The following is a 22,567-nucleotide window of genomic DNA, read 5'->3' on the forward strand; positions in this document are numbered from 1 at the left end:
GAACTCTTTCAGTTTCAGGGCGCGGGTCCCCCGTGTGCTCATCACACATCCGCGCTTCCAACAGGGTCTTTGCAGCGGCGGTGTCGCATTGACGCCGCCGCCGCTATTATCTTGATCAGGCGGATTTCGCCTTCGGCCCGGCAACCAGGGCCGTCACATCGGCGCCGGTGAAGAGGCGGCCGAGATCAATGATCACCACGAAGCCGCCATTGCGACGGACCACGCCGGAGATATATTCCGACGACCAGCGCACCCCGATATCGGGGGCGCCTTCGACGGCGTCGTTCTGGAACGAGGCAACCTCGAAGACGCGGTCGGCGACGAGGCCAAGCGTCAGCAGACGCCCGGCGATCGGCACGTCGATGACGAGAACGCGCGTATGCGTCGTTTGCGCCATGCCGGACATGCCGAGCCGCAGACGGAGGTCGATGACCGGAACGCCCTGACCGCGCACGTCACGCAGACCCAGGAGATAGTCAGGACCATGCGGGATGCGGAACACATCCTCGTAGTCAAGGATTTCCCTGACCACCTCGACGGGCACCGCAAAGCACTCGTCATCAAGGCCGAAGGTCACGTATTGCGATTCAGAGGCGTTCGTAGCCATTTATGCACTCTCCTTGAAGTCGTGGTCGTCGCTGTCTGGTCCGCCCATCGACATGTCGAGCGCGAAGCCCTTGGCGCGTGCCTGCTGGGCAGCGACGCTGTGGTCGGCGGTTGTTTTCTTGGCGGCCGGCTTGGAGACGGTCTTTGCCTTGAGGGCAGGGGCCGGCTTTTGCGGGGCGGCATGTGCCATCGAATGGCGGATGACGCTTTTCTGTCCGCCGGCGGCATCGACCTTGAAGAAGGCGATGGAGGCCTGGAGTTCTTCCGCCTGGGCGGCGAGTTCTTCAGACGTTGCGGACATCTCTTCCGATGCGCCGGCATTCTGCTGCGTCACCTTGTCGAGCTGCTGGATCGCTTCGTTGATCTGCGAGGCGCCGATATCCTGTTCACGGCAGGCTGCAGAGATTTCCGCAACCAGTTCGGCCGTCTTGCGGATATCCGGAACCAGCTTCGAGAGCATGTCGCCGGCTTCGGTCGCGACCTTCACGGTTTCACCCGAGAGACCGGAGATTTCGGCGGCAGCCAGCTGGCTGCGTTCAGCGAGCTTGCGGACTTCCGAAGCCACGACCGCGAAGCCGCGACCATGTTCGCCGGCGCGCGCTGCTTCGACAGCGGCGTTGAGGGCAAGAAGGTCGGTCTGGCGGGCGATTTCCTGGACGATCGAGATCTTCTCGGCAATCGTGCGCATGGCGTTGACGGCCTTGTTGACCGCCTCGCCGGAGGCTTCGGCGTCCTTCGACGACTGACGGGCGATCTTTTCCGTCTGGGCGGCGTTGTCAGCGTTCTGCTTGATGTTGGCGGCCATTTCTTCCATCGAAGCGGAGGCTTCTTCGGCAGAGGAGGCCTGTTCGGTTGCGCCCTGCGAGAGCTGTTCAGAGCCCGAAGAAAGCTGCTGGCTGCCCGAGGAGACGTTGTCGGCTGCGGCGAGGGCATCGCCAACCACGCCGCGCAGACGCTCGACCATCGACTGCAGCGACATGCCGAGCGTATCCTTGTCGGACATCGGCTTCGGCGTCACGGTCAGGTCGCCATTGGCGATCTGGTCGGCGACGTTTGCCGTGTTGCGCAGGTTGCCGGTCATGACGTTGATCGTGTCGACCAGATCCTTGATTTCGTCATTGGTCTTGATCTGGACGTCCTGGTTCAGGTCGCCGATCGCGACGGCTTCTGCAACAGCCTGGATCTTCTTCAGGCCGGAATTGATGCCCATGGCGATCCAGAGTGCGATGCTGACGGACAAGAGCAGCATTGCTACCACCGACCCGATGAGAATGTTGCGCGATGTGGCGTATTCCTGGTCCGTCGCGGTGTTGGTCTCGTTCAAATCTGCAATAATAGCGTCATTGGCAGCCGAAAGCGCCTTCAGCATGTCGTTCGAAACCTTGCGGGCTTCACCCATCGACATTTCGCCGGCAAGGCGATTGCTCTCACTGGTGTTTTCAATACCCCACTTGAGAATCTGGTCGTCAAGCGGAGCCCATTTCTGATAGGCGTCGCCGAATTCCTTCATGCGGTCGGTAACAAGTTGATTTTTCGTAACCTTGGTGATCTGCGTCGCGATTTGAACAGCCTTTTCCCTGTTCAATTTCACCTGCTCAACAAAGCCGGAGATGGCTTGCTGCTCGGTGCTTATTACGACGTTCTTTTCCATGCGTATGGCGTTGAGCACTGCGGTCGCCAGATCGCCTGAGTTCCTGAGATTGGCGGCCGGGCCGTCGACAATAACGCTGATGGCCGAATTCAGCGACGACAGTTTAACGATGGCGAGTGCTGACATGCCCGCCGAAAGAATGATCATCAGCCCGAATGCGAGGGCAAGTTTGAATTTGATAGTGAAGCGCATATTAGCCACCCCCGTGAGTGCTGTGCTCGTTTGAAAACCGGTCTCTACAGACCATTTTGCTAATATTGTCCGCGAAGACCGATACACTCACTCGTTCGCAATCCGGTTGCCCGTCTCGTGGCATCGGGGGTCCCCAACCTCCGGTGCCGGCGGCGCGCCGTCATGGCGCGCCGTTTGGCCTCTGCTTTCAGCCGGCCTGATGGAAGTGATCGTCGTCGCCGTCAGGCCCGCCGATCTCCATGTCCAGCTTGAAACCCTTTTGCTTGACCGGAGCCGCGGGCGCGCGCATCGCGTGCTTGGCGGCCGGCTTCGTCGTCCTGGCTGCCATCTTGGCGGCCGTCGCCTGCAGCGTCTTCACCGGATTGGATTCAACGAATGCATCCACGCGGAAGAAGGCGATGGAGGCCTGGAGTTCTTCCGCCTGGGCGGCGAGCTCCTCCGATGTCGATGACATTTCGTCCGAAGCGCTGGCATTCTGCTGCGTTACCTTGTCGAGTTGCAGGATCGCCTCGTTGATCTGGCTGGCGCCGATGTCCTGTTCGCGGCAGGCGGCCGAAATTTCAGCCACGAGCTCCGCGGTCTTGCGGATGTCGGGAACCAGCTTGGACAGCATGTCGCCGGCTTCGGTCGCGACCTTCACGGTTTCACCCGAGAGACCGGAGATTTCGGCAGCGGCCAGCTGGCTGCGTTCGGCCAGCTTGCGGACTTCCGAAGCGACGACCGCGAAGCCACGCCCATGTTCGCCGGCGCGGGCTGCTTCCACAGCGGCGTTCAGAGCAAGAAGGTCGGTCTGGCGGGCGATTTCCTGGACGATCGAGATCTTCTCGGCAATCGTGCGCATGGCGTTGACGGCCTTGTTGACCGCCTCTCCGGAGGCTTCGGCGTCCTTCGACGACTGACGGGCGATCTTTTCCGTCTGCGCGGCGTTGTCGGCGTTCTGCTTGATGTTGGCGGCCATCTCTTCCATCGAAGCCGAGGCTTCTTCGCCGGAGGCCGCCTGTTCGCTGACACCCTGCGACAGTTGCTCGGCAGCGGACGAAAGCTGCTGGCTGCCGTCTGCAACCTGGTCGGCGGCGCTGGCGATGCCGGTCGCGACGTTCGAGAGGTTCTGGACGAGCAGGTTGATCGCGTCCTTCATCTTCTCGTGATCGCCCTCGCAGTCGATCGTCACATACTGCCGCAGGTCACCGGTGCTGACGAGTTCGAGGATGCGATTGCCTTCCGCGATCGGCAGGATGATGGCGTCGAGCATGCCGTTGATGCCGGCGACGAGCTTTGAAAAGTCGCCGACGAAATGTTCGGCCGCGCCGCGTTCGCTGAGCTTGCCTTCGGTGGATGCGGCGATCAGGCGCTGCAACTCGCCGATGATGGCGCGGAAGTTGCCGCGAAGCGTCTCGATTGTCTCGTTGATGAAGGCCTTCTTGCCGGGGAACTGTTCCAGCGGGGCGTCAAAGTTGCCGGCGCCGAACTCCTTGATGCAGGCCATGGCCTTCTTCTTGACGGCGATATGGCCGGCGACCATGTCGTTGATGCCCTTGGCCATGGTGCCGAAGCTGCCCTTGAAGCGCTCGACCGGGACGAAGACGTCGATGTCGCCCTTGTCGTGCTCGCTGGACATGGTGTTCATCTCGGTGATCAGGCCGCGCATGTTGCCGCGGAGCCCCTCGATCGTCTCGTTGATGAAGGCCTTCTTGCCGGGGAACTGTTCCAGCGGTGCGTCGAAATTGCCCTCGGCGAATTCCTTGACGCAGGCCATGGCCTTCTTCTTGACGGCGATGTGGCTGGCGACCATGTCATTGATGCCTCGGGCCACGACGGCGAAGGTGCCCTTGAACGTCTCTGCGGGAACCGTCACGTCGATATCGCCACGATCATGTTCGGCCGACATGTGGGCGATCGATTGCTCGAGATTGCTGACCGGGCGGGTGGCTGCTTCCAGCAAAGCGTTGAGGGCTTCGAGTACATCCCGCGCGCCTCCCGTGGCACCGGTCAGATTTGCGCGACCCGATACATCGCCGTCATTGAAGGCAGCTGTCAGCCGCCTGATTTCTTCGATGGCGGTCGGAGCCTGCGATGACTTCTTCATCTGCGTTAGAATGGACATTTCAAAACCCCCAAGTTTTATCTCGATCCCTGTTTATGCGGCTGGCCGGACCCGTTCCGTTCAGTCCCATGTCTTCTTTTCATTCTTTCTTCGTCCGATACCGGCGACGGTGCCGCCGGTATCCGTTTTGTCACGTCAGAGCGATCAGGCGCTCTGGCGGAAATCGTCGTCGTCGCTGTCCGGTCCGCCCATGTTCATGTCGAGATTGAAGCCCTTGGTCTTCAAAGGGGCCTTCGGCGCGGCGGCCTTCTGGACCGGGCGCTTGCCGGCGGGAGCTGCCATCTTGGCGGCAGTTGCCTGCAAATGCTGGACTGCATGGACGGTGCGCGACTGACCGGCCAGATCGACCTTGAAGAAGGCGATGGAGGCCTGGAGTTCTTCTGCCTGGGCAGCGAGCTCTTCAGATGTGGCCGACATCTCTTCCGATGCGCCGGCGTTCTGCTGCGTCACCTTGTCGAGCTGCTGGATGGCTTCGTTGATCTGCGAAGCGCCGATGTCCTGTTCGCGGCAGGCGGCCGAGATCTCGGCGACCAGTTCCGCCGTCTTGCGGATATCCGGAACCAGCTTCGAGAGCATGTCACCAGCTTCGGTCGCGACCTTTACGGTTTCACCGGACAGGCCCGAGATTTCGGCGGCGGCCTGCTGGCTGCGTTCGGCAAGCTTGCGGACTTCGGAAGCGACGACCGCGAAGCCACGGCCATGTTCGCCTGCACGGGCTGCTTCGACAGCGGCGTTGAGGGCGAGCAGGTCGGTCTGGCGGGCGATTTCCTGGACGATGGAGATCTTCTCAGCAATCGTGCGCATGGCGTTGACCGCGCGGTTGACGGCTTCACCCGATGCTTCGGCGTCCTTCGACGACTGGCGGGCGATCTTTTCCGTCTGGGCGGCATTGTCGGCGTTCTGCTTGATGTTGGCGGCCATTTCTTCCATCGAAGCGGAGGCTTCTTCGGCAGAGGAGGCCTGTTCGGTGGCGCCCTGCGAGAGCTGTTCCGAACCAGACGAGAGCTGCTGGCTGCCCGAGGAGACGTTGTCAGCGGCAGAGAGCGCGTTTCCGACGACGCCGCGCAGACGCTCGACCATCGACTGAAGCGCGATTCCAAGCGTGTCCTTGTCGGACAGCGGCTTCGGCGTGATGGTCAGGTCGCCATTGGCGATCAGGTCGGCGACGCGGGCCGTGTTGCGCAGGTTGCCGACCATGTCGGTCAGGTTGCTGCTGACTTCGCTGCTCAGCGCGCCGTAGTCGCGTTCCAGTTCGCGGCTGAGATCGCCGGTCGAAACGGTCTTCAGGACGGAGGAGATATCGCGGAAGGCCGCTTCGACGGCCTGGGCTGCGCCCTGCATCTGGCCGATTTCGTCGCGGCGGCCGGTTTCCAGCGGGATTGCCAGCTTGGAAAGCGCTTCGTTGACCTCGCCGATCGGCTTGGCGATCGTCTTCGTCATCAGGAAGCCGGAGGCGAGCGCGATGACAAGGCTGATGATGATGCCGGCAATGATGATCTCGTTGACCAGGTCGAGCGCATTCGTCTGAGCCTGCTGGCGCTGTGCGAGAAGGGCCGCTTCGGCATTGATGATTTCGGCAACCTTCTTGCGCAGGCCGTCCATCGATTCCTTGCCGGCGCCGGAGATTTCGGTCTGACGGGCGGCTTCCCGCGTTTCCGGGTGCGCCATCTGTGCGATTGCATTCTCAGCGATCGAATTGTGCCACTTTTCGGCGAGCGCACGCACCTCATCGAGGCGCTGCTGCTGTGCCGGATTGTCCGAAGTCAGGCTCTTGGCGTCGCTCCATGCCTTGCCGAAGCCGTCCCAGCCGTTCTTGTAGGGCTCAAGAAATTTCTGTTCGCCGGAGAGCAGGAAGCCGCGGAAACCTGTCTCCTGGTTGACCATGTTGGCAACAATGTCATTCGAGGCGGCGATCACCTTCAGGGTGTGATCATTCCAGAACGTGGTCTGACGAACTTCGCCGGACTTCATGTAGATCACCGTGTTGACGGAGAGAATCGTCAGGATGATCAGGCCGAGCGCCAGCATCAGCTTCTTGGGAATGGACAGGTTGTTCAACATACAAAATTCCTTCAAAGGGGTCGCTAAAACTTGATTGTCAGCATTGTTCTTGTTCGCCTCTGTCTTGGTCTTCTGCAGTCATACGGAAGGCGATCCGTCGCTGGTTTGCTCTCCTTCGGGCACCTCTTGCGAGCTGCCCGCATGTCATCGTCTGGCGTCAGGCCGGTGGGCTTCGGGTTGTTCGGCGAAGCCCACCGGTATTTTCAGTGTCAGGCGCTCTGGCGGAAATCCGCGTCGTCGCTATCCGGGCCACCCATGTCCATGTCGAGCATGAAGCCCTTGGAGGTCGCGCGGGCCGGAGCCTTCGTCATCGCCGGCTTTGCTGCCGGTCGCTTTGCAGGCGGTGCGGACATTTTTGCCGCAACCGTCTTCAGCTTCTTCACGTTGCTCATGTCCTGCGCCGGGCCTGAGGCATCGACCTTGAAGAAGGCGATGGAGGCCTGGAGTTCTTCCGCCTGGGCGGCGAGTTCTTCGGACGTTGCCGACATTTCTTCCGATGCGCCGGCGTTCTGCTGCGTCACCTTGTCGAGCTGCTGGATCGCCTCGTTGATCTGCGAGGCGCCGATATCCTGTTCACGGCAGGCTGCAGAGATTTCCGCAACCAGTTCCGCCGTCTTGCGGATATCCGGAACCAGCTTCGAGAGCATTTCGCCGGCTTCCGTCGCAACCTTCACGGTTTCTCCCGAGAGACCGGAGATTTCGGCAGCGGCCAGCTGGCTGCGTTCAGCAAGCTTGCGGACTTCGGAAGCGACGACCGCGAAGCCGCGCCCATGTTCGCCGGCGCGGGCTGCTTCCACAGCGGCGTTGAGGGCGAGAAGGTCGGTCTGGCGGGCGATTTCCTGGACAATCGAGATCTTCTCGGCAATCGTGCGCATGGCGTTGACGGCCTTGTTGACCGCCTCGCCAGAGGCTTCGGCGTCCTTCGACGACTGACGGGCGATCTTTTCCGTCTGGGCGGCGTTGTCGGCGTTCTGCTTGATGTTGGCGGCCATTTCTTCCATCGAAGCGGAGGCTTCTTCGGCAGAGGAGGCCTGTTCGGTTGCGCCCTGCGAGAGCTGTTCAGAGCCCGAAGAAAGCTGCTGGCTGCCCGAGGAAACGTTGTCGGCGGCCGAAAGCGCATCGCCGACGACGCCGCGCAGGCGCTCGACCATCGAGTTGACATGACCAAGCAGGTCGCCAACTTCGTCATGCGTCGTGATCTCGGCCATCTTGGTAAGATCGCCTTCCGCAACGTCACGGACCGAGACGATAGCCCGGTTGAGGCCGCGCCCGATGGTCAACGAAATCCAGATGGCTGCGATAACAGCGATCAGTGTTGCGCCGATGGCCGTTCCGATCATGATGTGCTTGGTGCTGTCATAGACCACATCGGTTTCGGCATTGGCGGCGGTCAGCTGATCCTTGGAGAGATCGACCAGCGCGTTGACGGCGTCGTCAAGCTGGTTGATGACGTCACGCGCTTCCGAAGTCGAAACGCGCATGGCCTGGTTCATGTCGCCGTTGCTGATGAACGCGCGGATCTTGTCGTCTGCAGCATTGTTGGCTGCGACAAGTTCCTGCACCTTCAGCCAGCGCGGACGGCCTTCTGCGGTGGAGATCGAAAGTGCGTTGTCGATGGATTTTGCGAGAGCAACTCTCGCGGCGTCGCCCTTGGCTTTGGCGGCGTCGATTTCGGCCTGACCGGCGGCCAGCAAAACGTTCTTCTGCTGACGAATGGTCTGGAGCGCCTCGACCTTGATCCGCAGTATCAATTCGAGCCGCGTCACAGGGCCATTGGTCATGGCCGTCATTGCATCGTTGATGTTGCCGAGGCTCTTGATGCTGTAGACCGCGCTGCCAATCAGAAGGGCAATCATGATCAAAAAGGAAATGGCAAGCTTTGACTTAATTGTAAATCGCATGTGGGGCTCCAGTATGTTTGCTTCAACCCGTCGCCTGCAGCGCGTTGTTCTGCTGCGACGAGAAGATTGCCTGTAGGTTCGGAAGAATGATGAATTCGCCTTCGCGCTTGACGAGGGCGTGGATGTAATCCGGCCTCCAGCGCATGCCGACGATGGGTGGCGGCTCGCTGGCTGTGACCGGCAGGCTGGTGACTTCGAAAACCTTGTCCGTACGCATCCCCACAAGCGTGGTCTGGCCTTCGAGATCGAGTTCCGTCACGACAATCCGGCTGTCGATCGTGACGTTTCCAGCTTCCATTCCGAAGGCGACGCGAATGTCGGCCAGCGGAATGACCTTTCCGCGGAAATTGATGACGCTGCCGACGAAGGGCAAGCTGCCCGGAACACTTGTCTCCGGAAGCAGGTCAAGAATTTCCTGGACGATGACTGCCTCTATGGCGAAGGTTTCGCCGTTGAGGCAGAATGTGAGAACCGAGAGTTCGTCCGCGCCATTCCAGATTGCGCGGTGATCTGCTTTTTGTGTTGCTTCGCTCATCCTGCTGCCCGCAATTGCGCCTCCTGGTGCTGGCCGGCGGCAATGAGATGCGCAACATCGAGGATGAGCGCCACATTGCCGTCGCCAAGGATCGTCGCGCCCGAAAAGGCCGAGACGTGATCATGAAGTTTCGACATGTTCTTGATGACTGTCTGATGGTCGCCGATGATCTGGTCGACCACGAGCCCGACGCGTTCCGTACCGGTCGAAACAACGACGACCTTCTGGAAGGGATCGGGCTGGGTGCCTGTGCGGAAGAGTTCGCGCAGGCGCAGGAACGGTACGAGATCGTCCCTGAGCGAGATGAAACTGCGGCCGCGCGACTTGAGATCTTCCTCGATCGACAGTTCGAGGCATTCCTCGACCGCCGAAAGCGGCAGGACGTAGCGGCCGCTGCCGACGCGGACGAGAAGTCCGTCGATGATGGCGAGCGTCAGCGGAATGCGCAGCGCGATTTCCGAACCTTCGCCCGGATTGCTCTTGACGTCGATGGCGCCGCGCAGCGTTTCGATCGTCTTCTTGACGACGTCCATGCCAACGCCGCGACCGGAGAGGTTGGTGACCTTTTCCGCCGTTGAAAAGCCCGGCTGGAAAATCAGCTGCAGGAGTTCCTGGTCGCTGAGCTGCGTGCCCGGCTGGATCAGGCCATTGGCTTCGGCCTTCGCCCGAACCCGGGCGCGATCGATGCCGCGGCCGTCGTCCCGGATGGTGATGACCACTTCGCTGCCCGTCTGGTGGGCGGAGAGATGGACCCGCCCGACTGGCGACTTGCCGACGGCAATGCGGTCTTCGGGCGTTTCAAGCCCATGGTCGACCGAGTTGCGGACCAGATGGACCAGCGGATCGGCGAGGCGGTCGATGACCGTCTTGTCGACTTCCGTCATTTCACCTTCGGTGATCAGCTCGATGTCCTTGCCCGTTTCGCGGGCGAGATCGTGAACCAGTCGGCGGAAGCGGCTGAAGAGGCTGGCGACCGGCATCATGCGCAGCACCATCATCGTGTCGCGCAACTCGCCGGCCAGGCGTTCGATTTCTTCCGAAACCGACCGCAGGCCGAGGTCGGCGGCAGAGCCCGCCATCTGGCTGAGGCGGGACTGTGCGATGACGAGCTCGCCGACGCGGTCCATCATTTCATCAAGGCGAAGGGCCGGGACGCGAACGTTGTCGGCCTGCTTCTGCGCCTTGGCGTCGACGGGCTGCTGTGCCTTGTTGGCGTCCGTTGCGGCGGCGGCGTGTTTGGCCGCGTCCGTGTCGCTGTCGATCGCCGAGGCTGCGGCCGTCTTCGCGGCCGGTGCCGCAGGGGCCTCCGTCTGCTTGAGGTCCATCACCATGTCGTCCATCACGAAGATGAAGACGTCCTCGATGTCGCCCTTCGGCTTGTCGGTCTTGAGCGTGACGCGCCAGGCGAGATGAACCTCGCGCGGATCGATCTCTTCCAGCCCCGGGATATTGTCGGTCAGAGCTTCGACGCGGGCGTCGCCAAGTTCGCGAAGTTCGTCGAGGAGGCCGAGCGGGTTGGTGCCGTTGATCATGGCGTTCAGCGGCAGGCTGAACGTGAGCTCCCAGGTCGATAGCCCCGCAGCGACCGGAGCCGAGGCGGCGGCCTGTTCGGCGACGGCATGCTGCGTTGCAGCCTTTGCGCTGCCGCCGACGGCGCGCTGGAGATTGTCCAGGAGCTTGGCGCTCATCGCTTCATGATCGCCGTTCGGCGTCTGCAGGAGAGCCAGCATGTGGCCCTGCGCATCAAGAACGGCGCTGACGAGGTCGATCGTTGCCGGAGCCTCGCCCTTGCGAACCCGGTCGAACGCAGTCTCGCAATGATGCGTGAAGGCTGCGAGCTGGTCGAAGCCGAACATGGAGCCGGAGCCCTTGAGCGTGTGAAGGCCGCGGAACACCGCGTCGATCTGCGCCTTGTCGTCAAGGTCGCGCGTGAGGTCGAGAAGGCCGGCTTCAATCAGCTCAAGCTGCTCGAGCGCCTCCGTTTTGAACACTGCAATCGGATCGGGATTGTTCATCTTCCAAGGACCTTCTTGGTGATCTTGACCAGCATGTCGGGTTCGAAGGGCTTGGTCAGCCAGCCGGTCGCGCCTGCGTCCTTGGCCTGCTGCTTCAGTTCGCCGTCGGATTCCGTCGTCAGGAAGATGACAGGGGTGCCCATGTAGGCCGGCAGCTTGCGCAGGCTGCGGATCATCGTCAGGCCGTCCATGTTCGGCATGTTCAGATCGGTAACGATCAGGTCAAAGGTGCCCGACTTCATCTTGGCAAGCCCATCGGCTCCGTCCACGGCCTCGGTCACCTTGTAACCGGCGCTCGTCAGCGCAAGGCGCGTCGTCAGCCGGATGCTCGCGGAATCGTCTACGGTCAAAATGTTTGCGCTCATATTGCTTTTCCTTCCAGCCAGAAGCCGTCCTGTTTCTTGTCACCGGTCAAAAGACCCATGCGCTCGATCACTGCCAGGAAATTGCCGGCAGCCGGTTTTGCGAGCTTTAGTTTTGCGCCGTGTGCGGCGACCGATTTCTGTGCCGAGATGACGAGCTGCGCCACCGTCAGATCGCATTCCCCGGCGTCGTCGATGTCGATCGTCAGGGTCTTGCCGCGCTGCGCATTCTCACCGATGAACGCCTGCAGGATGTCGCGTGCGCCGGTGATGGTCTTGATGGTGAGCGGTCCGTTGAGGGACAGGGCTGCGGTTTCGGTTTTCATGCTGTTTTCCCAACGTTGAATTCAGTGACGTTGTCGACATCGGCTTTCTGCGATGTGCTAAATGTCTGCCGGATCTCCGGCCAGCGGCGGCAGAAGGCTGCGACACAGACGGGATCGAAGTGTTTGCCGCTGGCATTGAGGACTTCCGCGAAGGCGGCATCCAGCGGCCATGCATTCTTGTAGGGGCGGTCCGAGCAAAGGGCGTCGAGCACGTCGGCGATGGCGACAATCCGCGCTTCGATCGGAATGTCGTTTCCCTTCAGGCCTTTCGGGTAGCCGGTGCCGTCCCACTTTTCGTGATGGTTGGCGGCAATGGTCTCGGCAACTTGGATCAGCTTGCTGCTGCTGCCGCCGAGGATCTGTGCGCCGAGTTCGGTGTGCTGCTGCATCACGCCGAATTCCTCGGCCGTCAGCTTGCCGGGCTTGAGCAGGATGCTGTCCGGCACGCCAAGCTTGCCGACGTCGTGAAGGGGGCTTGCCAGAAAGATCATCCGGCAGACTTCCTGGTCGAGGCCCAGTTCTTCTGCAATCATACCTGCAATATAGGAGACGCGATCGATGTGGTTCCCAGTATCTCCGTCGCGAATGCCGATTGCCTTGGACAGGCGCCAGATGATCTCTTCTTCACGCCGGTTGATGCGCGCCATCGCGTCTTCGTATTTGCGGTTCAGATCGGCTGCCTGTTCGGTGAGTTCGAGCTGGGCCGAGCGGATGTTCAGAAGGTTCTGGACGCGGATGCGCAGCTCGGTATCGTCGAACGGCTTGTGCAGGAACTCCGTGGCACCCGCTTCGATTGCAGTAAGCTTGATGCTCTTGTCGGTGGTCGACGTGATCATGATCACCGGAACCGTCGCCGTTCCCTCATTGGCACGGATCGACTTGATGACCTCAATGCCGTTCATGGTCGGCATTTCGTAGTCGACGAGCACAAGATCGGGGGCCATGCTCTCAAGCTTTTCTAGCGCCTTTAGAGGCTCCTGGAACGAATAAATTTGGCAGTCGGCAATCGAATTGATTGCTCTCTCAAATGCGAAGATCATAGAGATGCTGTCGTCTATCAAGAATATATTCATGTTCCGCTCAAATTCTTTCCAAGTCGGGTACTCTTGAAAATTTTCAATTCCCCTGGCCCCCGCCTTTCGGAATTTTTACTGTAATCGAGGTTATTCAACCTGACGCTTAAAGCAGACCATGAAATGCCTAACAGCTTCTTAATGTATACCTACTAGAAACCATCCCTCTTAATTCGCGGTCAGTACCCAAATACCGTCAGTTTTGGGGGACTTTAGAAGTTTCGCAGATAAGCATCACTTTTCTGAAAAACTGAAAAAGTATAGTTTATTTTTTATTTAGTTAAGCTGAATCTAATTCTTGACATATGTTAAGTGCGGAGGTCTTCTCGCTAGAAGTAGCGATGTTCCTGGCCAATTTTGTAAAGGCTTATTGGCCGTTAACCCGATGTTGTGGGGTTTGGCTTAGGTTCGATTCAAACAAGAGCTAAACGAGGCCATAATGAGTTTGGGAACCGCTTCCTTCCGGCAGGTTGAAGAGCGCTTTTCGGAAACCGCTCTCCTGGAGCGGCTGGAGAGTGCGCGTGGGCAATTGGAGGAGCGTTTCCTCGACGGCGGCTCGGTGCTTGTCACGGTCCTTGATACACTTTCCAAACTCGTGGAGCTTCTGGATCAGGTCGGGACATCGCTGAAGGACGAAGAGGCCAAGGAGGCCAAGCGCAAGCTGGTGCTGACGGCCGAGTTGCTGAAGGCGGTGCCGGAGAACCATGCCACGCGGCAGGCAAGCCTTGCCGCCGTCAAGCAGATCAGCGGAGAGTTTTCCCGCAACATCGATTCCATGAACGAGGCTCTCCGCTATCTGCGGACGTTCGCGATGACCGCGAAGATTGCCGGTGCGAACGTCGCCGATTTCTCGGATTTCGTGTCCGAGATCATGGAGCGCATCCAGTTCGCGACCCAGGAGGTCAAGACGCTTGCGTCGCGCGTAGACGCCTTGTCTGCCCAGATTGACGGCGCAGACCTGAAGAGCGGCGGACCTCTCGAAAACCATTTCGACGATCTGCCCAACATCGTCTCGCGTCTCCTGAAGAACGGCGCTGAAATCGACGCCCAAAAGCAGAATCTTTCGGCCATGGCCCTGAAGGTCGCCGACCTCGCCCGCAAGGCGCAGGCCAAGGTCGGCCAGGTTCTCTCCGCCATGCAGATTGGCGACATCACCCGTCAGCGCATCGAACATTGCCAGACCGCCTTCGACATCGCGCGCGAGGCATTGGAGTCGAATGAGGGACAGCGTGTCGGCGCCGACGAGCGTGACCTGATAATGGCAACGGTCACCCGGCTGGTGGCGGAGCTTCTGGCGGAGTCCACCGCCGACTTCCATCGCGATTCAGGCCGGGTTGTCGAGACGATACATAGTCTGGGCGGCGACGTTTCGGCTCTCATGAAGCTTTACGAAGCCATGATCCTCGCGCAGCATCCCGAACGTGGAAATCCCATTTCGGTCCTGCATGGCGACCTGGTCGCTGCGCGCGGCATGGTGGCCAAGATCGGCCATGCCGCATCTGTTGCGGCATCTCTCAGTCAGAACACAGCCGTTCTGGTCGGCGAACTGACCACCAGCGTCGAGACCATCCAGCTGGTGCGTCGCGACATTCAGTATATGGCGCTCAACACGACGCTGCGCTGTGGCCGTCTGGGCGAGGAGGGGCGTCCGATCAATGTCGTGACCGGCGAACTGCGCGTCTTCGCGTCCGTTCTCGACGATGATGCCGCGCAGATCCTCACGACGCTCAAGCAATTGCAGCAGCATGCTGCCGGCCTCAGCACGGCGGATGCGGGCGAAAGCGATGGCGAGACGGAAAGCCTCGAAGGCTTGCTGGATTCTGCCGTTCCGATGCTGGCTGAAGCGGCCAAAACGATGGAAGACAACCTGCAGGCCCTGCGCCTGACCGCAGAGGATATGTCCGCCAAGGTGATGAGAGCGATCAGCCGCCTCGACTTCAAGGCCGGCATTGGCGAGATCATGGCGTCCTGCACGGACGAGGCGGTTGCTGCAAGCCAGCAGCATGATGCCGATTTCGGCATGACCCCAACGCTCGCCGCAATCGGCGAAAGGATCGGCAAGACCTACACGATGGTGGCGGAACGCAACATCCACGCCAGCGTCTTTGGCGTCACGTCTGCCGTCGAAGAAGCTCCGGCCGCGTCCGACGATGATCTGCTGGAAGACGCCCTGTTCTAGAGCCGGTGCAGTCACCTCCCTCTTTCATCTCCGCGGGTTCGTGTGCATGATGTGGACCGCTGCGGTTGACCGCCGTGGCGAGGCGCCATGACCTATTGGTTGTGGATGCAGTTGCGATGGATATTTAGTACATGAAGCTCTTCGCGATAGCCCCCGCGCTTCTCATCCTGACGGCAGCTCCGGGTGATCCGTTGCCGGAAGAACGCGATGTCCCGGCGCGGGTTGATACGGCGCTTGCCCGGCGCCTTGGCGCTGAACTTGCGGCAGTCGAGGTCGAGAAGATCGCGCCCAGCACCGATTTGCCAGGATTTGTCGCCTGTGGGCGGGTTTCAGAGGATGAGCAGGGGCAGGGCCGCAGAACCGAGCGCTTTTTCGCGGTGGTTCCCGGCAACTTCGCCATTCTCGATCGGGATGGTGGCAGTCTCGTTGACGTCTACTGGAAACGTTACGGCTGCTGAGCGGCGGTGGACGAGAGTGCTGCGACCTTGTCGAGGTTCCTGACGTCGTTGCTGAAGGACAGCCACGTATCCGGGTCGTCGCCAGCCTGGCGTTTCAGGAAGGTGTAGCCGGTTTGATACCAGAGCAGCACCTTGTCTTCGAGATTGTCCAGGATGAGGTCGCCGCGATCCGTGCGGGCCATCAGGATGAGATGTCCCTCGTTGTGATGGTCAAGAACGACGGTGAGAAAGAGTGACGAACTCGGCCATCCCGCTTCGACCAGCAGTCGCTTCTTGAGAATTGCGTAGTCATTGCAATTGCCCATCCCGTCGTCCGGATAGGTCCACCAGTTGGCAATGCCCTTGGCGCGGATGTGATAGTGATCTTCATCCGAAATGCCGGCGATGTTCTGGTTCACCAGCCTGTCGATCTCGATCAGCGTTTTCCAGTTTTGCTCCGTCAGCGTCACATTCTGTGCGCTGCCCGAGGCTTGGTGGCATTCGACCGTGTGCTCCTTGCAGAAGAGGTGCCAGCCGATCGGCACCGATGTCGCGCCGGTGGTTTCGGCATAGGCGCGCGGCTCGAAGCCGGCCTTCGCATGTGGGCTGGCGCTGGCGCCCTGCGCGATAAGAGCCAGGGAAAGTGTTGCGAGTGCGGCGGCGATGGTGCGGAACATTGTGTTGCCCTCTTCTTTTGAGGGCATTCAACGTCCGCAGCCTGAAATTTTCTGCCTCCCGAATTGATCGCATTTTATCAATCGGGGCACGTCGGCTTCATATGGTTACCGAAGATTAGCTGCCGAGTGGCGGCGTTGGGGATCCCAAGACGACTTCCGCGTGGAATATTTCGCGTTTTAGTAAAGCTGTATACATTAAGGTTAATCAGTCGCAAATGGCGCCATCTCTTGTGTTTAATTTCCGGATAGAACAGTATTATTTATATGAATAGATGTTTATATGTCGAAGATGCCCATTATATTTTGAGATACTAATTGAATTTTCGGTTCTTTGGGGGCTGCGGGAGACAGCGGCGAAAGCCGTTGGTCCCTTTTGCCGCCGGAACTGGCGTCGAAACTGATGAGACTAACCTTCCGGGAGACCGCTTTCCTGACCGGGGAGGCTCGCCCGTCCATTTCGGGGCTTGTTGCGAGCCTCTTTTGTGAGCCGGGCTCCAGGTCACGAACTGCAATCGTTCCTCGGAATGTCTGCGGTGCAAGGCCGGCGGTGAGCTCAGGCAGTGTTTGGAGTTCTGGTATGAGCCAATCGACCTTCGCCCGTGTTGCCGACTATATCGCAAAGCAGACCGGTAAGGACGCATCGACCATCTCCGCGGAGACGTCGCTTGAAGACGCCGGGATCGACTCCTTCGATTTCATCGAGCTCGTCTTCCAGGTCGAGGAAGAGTTCGGCATCCATATCGACCATAATCAGAATGACGTGGCCGGCCGGCTGAAGACGGTGGGCGATATCGCCGGCCTGATCGACGAGCTGGTCGCGGCCAAGGCGAAGCGCGCTGCGGGTAACCCGAACGAGGCTGCGTGATGCGCGACGTCGTTGCCACGGGCCTTGGCATCATCGCACCGGGGGCCAGCGATGTCTCCGCCTTCTGGCATCTGCTGAGAAACGGGCAAGCCGTCACCGCGCCACCAAAAGCGCTTCCCGAGGGCAAGATCCGGGCGGCCGAGGTGACGGACGACACGATCGCGGACAGGCTGCCGGTCAAGGCCGCCGCGCTGGACCGCAGTGCGCAGCTTGCAGTGCTGGCGGCCGGCGAGGCGCTGGCCATGGCCGGAATAACCGCCGAGAACACCGATCTCAGCCGCGTCGCAGTGATCATCGGTAACGGCGGGGCAGGCCTGACCTCGCTCGACGAACAGTTCTACCGTCTCTATCACGACGGCCAGCCGCGCCCCCATCCTATGGCCGTATCGAAATCCATGTCGAGTTCCTCGGCAAGCTGGGTGTCGATCGCCTATGGGCTGAAAGGCCCCACATTCGTCATCGCCAGCGCCTGCGCGTCGGGGACCCATGCCATCGGAATTGGTGCGGAACTGATAAAATCCGGCCTGGCGGATGTGGCTGTGGTGGGAGGTGCCGAGGCGCCGCTAAGCCGCGGCACGCTGCTCGCCTGGGACAGCATGCGCATTCTGGCGCCCGATGTCTGCCGTCCCTTTTCCAAGGGACGTCTCGGCCTGCTGCTGGGCGAGGGCGCGGGCGTGCTGGTGCTGGAAAGTGCCGCGCATGCGCAGGGGCGCCGGGCAACGGTTCTTGTGAAGTGCGCGGGTTTTGCCTGCTCGGCGGATGCCGGCGACATGTTCAATCCGTCCGAGGAGGGGATGGCGCTCGTCATGAACGCGTCTCTCAAGGCAGCAGGACTTGAGCCCGGGGATGTCGACTACATCAACGCCCACGGAACGGGAACACTTGCCAATGACCGCGCCGAGACGGCGGCGATCAAGGCGGTTTTCGGGACCGGCGCTCCGCCGATCAGCGCCAGCAAGAGCGTGACGGGGCATGGTCTGGGTGCAGCTGGCGGGATCGAGGCCGTGGCAACGATCCTGGCGCTGCAGAAGGCCGAAATTCCACCGACGGCCAACTATCTCGAAGCCGATCCCGAATGCGATCTGGACTATGTGCCGAATGTCGCGCGGCAGGCACCGCTGCGCGCCGCGCTGTCGAACTCCTTCGCTTTCGGGGGGCTCAACGCCACTCTGGTCTTCACGGTCTGACCCATGGAGACGAAGCGCACAATCCAGCACGTCGCGGGGAGATATCTGGCATCGCTGCCGCTGCCGTATCGAAGGCGGTTGCTGCGGTTGGGCTGGAAGCTGAGCCTCCCGTTTCGCCGCGATGTCGGTTTCGGGCTCGAGGCCATCCTTGAGCAGAGATTGCGGGTTGGGCGTGCAGGTGCCCGCGCGATTGCGGTCGAGCACGATTTTCAAGATTACCTGCAGCAGATCGAATGGCTGGCGAGCACGATACGCCCCATCGACGCGATGGTCGCCGAGAGCGATCGCGTGCGGGTGAGCGACCATCATCTGGCCCAGCGCATCGCCGACAGCGGCCAGTCCGTGATCCTCGCGCCCATGCATATGGGCATCTTCCCCCTCGGGGTCAGTCACATGCTGTGGCGCTATTTCAAGGGGCGACGCCTGCTGATCTTGAGAGCGCGTGAAGATCACGCCATCAACAATCTGGCGATGGACCGGCTGAAGGCGGTGGCGGGCGAAATCCGCATTCTGAACACCCGCAATCCGGCGGATTTCATGGATGCCATGCGCTACGCCCGTGAGGGCGCGGTCGTGGTGTCCCTCATCGACCTGCCGCGGACCTATGGCGTTCCGGCCTCCGTTTCGCTTTTCGGCATGCCGGCGGCCATCGCGCTCGGTCTGGATTCGATGGCGCGCATGCTGAAGGCCGTCGTGATGCCCATGGCCGTTCATTCGCATCTCGATGGTGACGAAATCGTTCTGGGCCAGCCTTTCGAGGTGGCCGAGACCAATCCTGCCGCGCGCGCCGAGCTTGCGGCCGATCTTGCCCGGCAGATCGAGGCCTTCATCCGCCCCGCGCCGGCGCAGTGGCACATGTGGACACGCATAGACGAATTTTATCTGGACCCCGCCGAGGGGGACGAAGGGGAGGGCGAGCGCGATGCAACTGCCTGATGTCATCAAGAGACTGTTCCGTCTGGGCGGGACCAGGCGGCCGCAGACGGCGCTTGGCAATTTCGAGGTCACGGGCCTGCATGATCTCGGCTCCTCCATCGAGTTTCGCCGCGACACCGCCGCCAGCCTGATGGTCGTCTTCTTTTCCGCGCTTGCCATCGTCATCATCGGCGGCCTGTGGATCGGCACGTTCTCCAAGCAGGAAACGATGCGCGGCGTCGTCCTGGGGGCCAAGGGCAGCCAGCGCGTGAACTCCACGGTCGCCGGCACCGTTTCGGCCATCTGGGTCAGGCAGGGGGACACGGTCAAGCCGGGGCAGAAGCTCCTGACGATCACGCCGCAGCAGTCAGGCGCGGGCAACAAGTCGCTGTCGGAGGTTGAACTTGCTGCACTAAGGAGCCAGACCGACAGCATCGACCGGCGCATTGCCGAGATCAAGGATCTGATGACGCGCGATGCCGGGGACCTCAGGACCTATGAAGACAGCTCGAAGAAGCTCGCTGCCAATCTGGAGCAGCAGGAAGTCGACATGAAGCGCGCGGTGGACCAGCAGGCCGCCGCCGTCGAGAAGCTTCGCGGATATCTGAAGCGTGGTCTTGCGACACGCGATCTCGTCTCCGTCCAGGAGCGCGCGTTGCAGGACTACAAGCGCCAGCTAGCCGACATTCGCCTGCAGATCACGCAGCTGACGTCCACGCGCATCGACCGCCGCCGCACGGTCGAACAGAACAACAATGGCAGCAACAGCCAGCTCGCCGATCTTGAGCGTGCCAGGGCAGGCCTCATCTCGCAGATCGAGCAGGCGAAATCGGCGATTGCGACCGACATCCTGGCCGTGACCGCAGGTCAGATTGCTGCGGTCAATGTGCGCGAGGGCTCGCAGGTCGCAACCGGCGATACCGTTGTTGCCATCGGCGATCCGACCGCGCCCTTCACTGTCGCACTCGAAGCGCCGTCGAAGACGATGGGTCTCCTGACGATCGGGCAGCGCGTCGTGCTGAAATACGACGCCTTCCCCTACAAGACCTTCGGCGTCAAATACGGCAAGGTGATTTCCATTGGCGAGCAGCCGGTGAGCCTGCCGAAGGCTGTTGCCGACGACAAGCCTTTCGTGGACCCGAAGCTCGGCGATGCCGGCCCCGCGCCGCCACCGCAGTCGCGCTATCTCGTCGAAGTCGAGCCTGACGATCGCACCATCAATGCCTATGGCATCGATCGCCCTATTCTTGTCGGCTCTTCCCTGTCCGCCGATGTCGTGGTTGAGCGCCGCCGGCTGATCAACTGGGTCATCGATCCCATTCTGGCCATGAGGGGGCGCCTGTGAGACTTCCATTCTTCTCCGGTAAACCGACCGTTCAGACGGTGCTGCAAAACGAAAGCCAGGAATGCGGGCTCGCCTGCATGGCGATGATCGCCAACGCCTATGGTCACAATGTCAACATGCCCTACATGCGCTCGGTCCATCAGGTCACCGGCGGCGGCATGTCGCTGGCTGAGCTCTATAACCTTGCCGGTGTGTTCGGCTTCGATGCGCGCGGCCTTGCCGTCCAGAACACGGACGAGATGGACGCGCTGAAGCTCCCCGCGATCCTTCACTGGGAAGGCCAGCACTATGTCGTGCTGGAGCGCATCAGCGGTGGCCGCTTCCACATCCAGGACCCGTCCATCGGTCCGCGCACCTTCGACAGGGCCGATTTCGAACGGTACTTCTCAGGCGTCGTGCTGGAACTCGAGCCGCGCCTTGCCATGGACAAGATCGCTGCGCAGGACGGGCTGACATTCTGGGATGTCGTGAAGTCCACCAACGGGTTCCGCGAGGCAACCCGCCGCATCCTCATCGTCTCGACTGCGGTGGGTGTTCTGGCTCTCGCAACGCCGATCCTGCTGCAGATTTCTCTCGACTTCGTGCTGCCGCAGTCCGACGTCGATCTCCTCGGCATCCTGACGATCGGCCTCTGTGCCCTGCTGCTTTTCGAAGCCGTCGGGCGCTGGCTTCGCGACGTGATCATTCTGCGGACATCCGTGGGCATGCAGGTGCAGTTCACGCGATCCGTGGTCGGCCATGGCTTGCGCCTGCCGCTGCGTTATTTCGAGGCCCGGCATCCGGGTGATTTCGTGACGCGACTGGAATCGATCGATCAGGTGAAAGCCTTTGCCTCTGATGGGCTGGTGCGCTCGATTGCCGATGCGCTGGTGTCGATCCTCTCGGTCGCGCTGATGTTCTACTACTCGACCTCCATGACCTTCATGGTGCTGGCGACGCTCGCATTGGCGATCGGCGCCCGTGCGCTCTATCTGGCTCGCACCCGGGATGCGACGAACGAGTCGCTTGCCGCCCGCACCGTGGAGGTCAGCACGCTTCTGGATGGTCTCGACCGGATTTCGACGATCAAGGCGCATAATGTCAGCGGTCGTTTCGAGCAGCGCTGGTTCGAGAAGATGGCGCGTTTTGCGAGCCGCGATTTCCTGTCGCGCAAACTGCAGATCGATGCCCAGCTGCTTATCCACGTCGTCGTCATGGTTGGCACGGTTGCGACCCTTTATGCTGGTGTGGCCGCCGTTCTGACCAACAAGATGACCATCGGCATGCTCTATGCCTTCTTCGCGCTGCGCGGCTCCTTCTTCCTGATGGCCGATACGCTGACTGTGAACCTCATGCATCTCACCGTGATCGGCTCGCATGTGCGCCGGCTTGAGGATGTCATCCAGGCGGCACCCGAGGTCGCCTCCGGCGCCAAAGCCATCCGCAAGACGATCCGCAAGGATCTGGCGGTCAAGGATGTGTCGATTTCCTTTGGCGAGGACCGCCGTCCGGTGGTCGTCAATGCGGAACTCTCCATCGATGTCGATCGCTATGAGCGGATCGCGATCATTGGCGAGTCGGGCTCGGGCAAGTCATCGCTTTTGAAGGTCATTGCCAGCGTCGCCGAACCGACCTCCGGCTCCGTTCTGGTCGATGGCCAGCCACTGTCACGTTTCGGCTTGATCGAGTATCGCAACAATATCGGCGCGGTCTTCGCGGAAGACGGCCTGTTCCAGGCGACCATTGTCGAAAACGTTTCGATGTTCGATCCGGACATTTCGCTCGACCGGGTGCAGGAGGCGCTCGACCTCGTCGGGCTGACCTCCGAGATCGAATCCCTGCCGCAGGGGCTGGCGACGATCGTCGCCAACAACAACACGTTGCTTTCGACCGGTCAGCGTCGCCGGCTGCTCGCCGCGCGTGTGATCTGCCGGCGCCCCAGGCTGATGCTGTTCGACGAGATCACCGCCAATCTCGATGCCGGCACCGAGAAGGCGCTTCTTGAGGCGATCTGCCCGCTGCCGGGCGCCAAGATCTTCGTGACGCACAGCGAGCGGCTGCTGGACTATGTCGATCGCGCCTATCGCCTGCAGGGTGGCAGGCTTGAGCCGGTCGTGGTGGAGCCGCCGGTCAACAGGCGTGCCGCGAAGAAGTGAC

Annotated in this window: 18 protein-coding genes; 7 read left to right on the top strand and 11 right to left on the bottom strand. The window is 61.0% G+C overall.

What is annotated here, in order from left to right; all coding sequences use genetic code 11:
• Nucleotides 1-115 precede the first annotated feature (115 nt).
• The 10 genes from LQK84_RS05495 to LQK84_RS05540 all read right to left on the bottom strand — a co-directional run bounded on the left by LQK84_RS05495 (nt 116) and on the right by LQK84_RS05540 (nt 12,826).
• Entirely contained in the window at nt 116-607 is a 492-nt protein-coding gene (locus LQK84_RS05495; protein WP_230827667.1) for a chemotaxis protein CheW, read from the bottom strand.
• On the bottom strand, nt 608-2,449 hold the full coding sequence (locus tag LQK84_RS05500) for a methyl-accepting chemotaxis protein (RefSeq protein ID WP_230827668.1): 1,842 nt from the start codon (nt 2,447-2,449) through the stop codon (nt 608-610). It abuts the gene before it with no gap.
• Between the two features lie 187 nt (nt 2,450-2,636).
• A complete protein-coding gene (locus LQK84_RS05505) occupies nt 2,637-4,553 on the bottom strand; it encodes a methyl-accepting chemotaxis protein (RefSeq protein ID WP_230827669.1) in 1,917 nt (638 codons plus the stop codon).
• Nucleotides 4,554-4,697: 144 nt separating this feature from the next.
• Nucleotides 4,698-6,614 carry a CHASE3 domain-containing protein gene (locus LQK84_RS05510; protein ID WP_230827670.1) on the bottom strand — a complete coding sequence of 639 codons (1,917 nt, stop codon included), beginning with the start codon at nt 6,612-6,614 and terminating at the stop codon, nt 4,698-4,700.
• A gap of 209 nt (nt 6,615-6,823) precedes the next feature.
• Nucleotides 6,824-8,515 carry a methyl-accepting chemotaxis protein gene (locus tag LQK84_RS05515; RefSeq protein WP_230827671.1) on the bottom strand — a complete coding sequence of 564 codons (1,692 nt, stop codon included), beginning with the start codon at nt 8,513-8,515 and terminating at the stop codon, nt 6,824-6,826.
• A 22-nt stretch (nt 8,516-8,537) separates the two neighbouring features.
• Nucleotides 8,538-9,050, bottom strand: coding sequence for a chemotaxis protein CheW (locus tag LQK84_RS05520; protein ID WP_230827673.1), 513 nt, complete (start codon nt 9,048-9,050; stop codon nt 8,538-8,540).
• Nucleotides 9,047-11,065, bottom strand: a complete 2,019-nt coding sequence (locus LQK84_RS05525) for a chemotaxis protein CheA (RefSeq protein WP_230827674.1) — start codon at nt 11,063-11,065, stop codon at nt 9,047-9,049. Before LQK84_RS05525 ends, LQK84_RS05520 begins: the two co-directional genes overlap by 4 nt.
• Nucleotides 11,062-11,430, bottom strand: a complete 369-nt coding sequence (locus tag LQK84_RS05530; protein ID WP_230827675.1) for a response regulator — start codon at nt 11,428-11,430, stop codon at nt 11,062-11,064. The genes LQK84_RS05525 and LQK84_RS05530 overlap by 4 nt, the downstream gene beginning before the upstream one ends.
• Entirely contained in the window at nt 11,427-11,753 is a 327-nt protein-coding gene (locus LQK84_RS05535; protein ID WP_230827676.1) for an STAS domain-containing protein, read from the bottom strand. The genes LQK84_RS05530 and LQK84_RS05535 overlap by 4 nt, the downstream gene beginning before the upstream one ends.
• A complete protein-coding gene (locus LQK84_RS05540; protein WP_230827677.1) occupies nt 11,750-12,826 on the bottom strand; it encodes an HD-GYP domain-containing protein in 1,077 nt (358 codons plus the stop codon). The genes LQK84_RS05535 and LQK84_RS05540 overlap by 4 nt, the downstream gene beginning before the upstream one ends.
• A 439-nt stretch (nt 12,827-13,265) precedes the next feature.
• On the opposite strand from LQK84_RS05540, the gene LQK84_RS05545 reads away from it, so the two are divergent.
• Both LQK84_RS05545 and LQK84_RS05550 read left to right on the top strand, forming a co-directional pair.
• The gene (locus LQK84_RS05545) at nt 13,266-15,005 is read left to right on the top strand and encodes a hypothetical protein (protein WP_230827678.1); all 1,740 of its coding nucleotides are present in this window, start codon (nt 13,266-13,268) and stop codon (nt 15,003-15,005) included.
• Nucleotides 15,006-15,136: 131 nt separating this feature from the next.
• A complete protein-coding gene (locus LQK84_RS05550) occupies nt 15,137-15,463 on the top strand; it encodes a hypothetical protein (protein ID WP_230827679.1) in 327 nt (108 codons plus the stop codon).
• Here the strand turns inward: LQK84_RS05550 and LQK84_RS05555 are convergent.
• Nucleotides 15,451-16,119 carry a transglutaminase-like cysteine peptidase gene (locus tag LQK84_RS05555; protein ID WP_230827680.1) on the bottom strand — a complete coding sequence of 223 codons (669 nt, stop codon included), beginning with the start codon at nt 16,117-16,119 and terminating at the stop codon, nt 15,451-15,453. The genes LQK84_RS05550 and LQK84_RS05555 overlap by 13 nt on opposite strands.
• 577 nt (nt 16,120-16,696) lie before the next feature.
• Between LQK84_RS05555 and LQK84_RS05560 the strand changes: the two genes are divergently transcribed.
• Genes LQK84_RS05560 through LQK84_RS05580 form a run of 5 tightly spaced genes read left to right on the top strand, consistent with a single transcriptional unit; the run spans nt 16,697 to nt 22,566 of the window.
• Entirely contained in the window at nt 16,697-16,984 is a 288-nt protein-coding gene (locus tag LQK84_RS05560) for an acyl carrier protein (protein WP_230827681.1), read from the top strand.
• Nucleotides 16,984-18,171, top strand: coding sequence for a beta-ketoacyl-[acyl-carrier-protein] synthase family protein (locus tag LQK84_RS05565; RefSeq protein WP_230827682.1), 1,188 nt, complete (start codon nt 16,984-16,986; stop codon nt 18,169-18,171). The genes LQK84_RS05560 and LQK84_RS05565 overlap by 1 nt, the downstream gene beginning before the upstream one ends.
• Nucleotides 18,172-18,174: 3 nt before the next feature.
• On the top strand, nt 18,175-19,107 hold the full coding sequence (locus tag LQK84_RS05570) for an LpxL/LpxP family acyltransferase (RefSeq protein WP_230827683.1): 933 nt from the start codon (nt 18,175-18,177) through the stop codon (nt 19,105-19,107).
• Nucleotides 19,094-20,431, top strand: a complete 1,338-nt coding sequence (locus LQK84_RS05575; RefSeq protein WP_230827684.1) for an HlyD family secretion protein — start codon at nt 19,094-19,096, stop codon at nt 20,429-20,431. Before LQK84_RS05570 ends, LQK84_RS05575 begins: the two co-directional genes overlap by 14 nt.
• Nucleotides 20,428-22,566, top strand: a complete 2,139-nt coding sequence (locus LQK84_RS05580) for a peptidase domain-containing ABC transporter (protein ID WP_230827686.1) — start codon at nt 20,428-20,430, stop codon at nt 22,564-22,566. Before LQK84_RS05575 ends, LQK84_RS05580 begins: the two co-directional genes overlap by 4 nt.
• Nucleotide 22,567: the final 1 nt, after the last annotated feature.

The organism is Rhizobium sp. C4, assembly GCF_021026315.1.
Taxonomy (GTDB): domain Bacteria; phylum Pseudomonadota; class Alphaproteobacteria; order Rhizobiales; family Rhizobiaceae; genus Ensifer_A.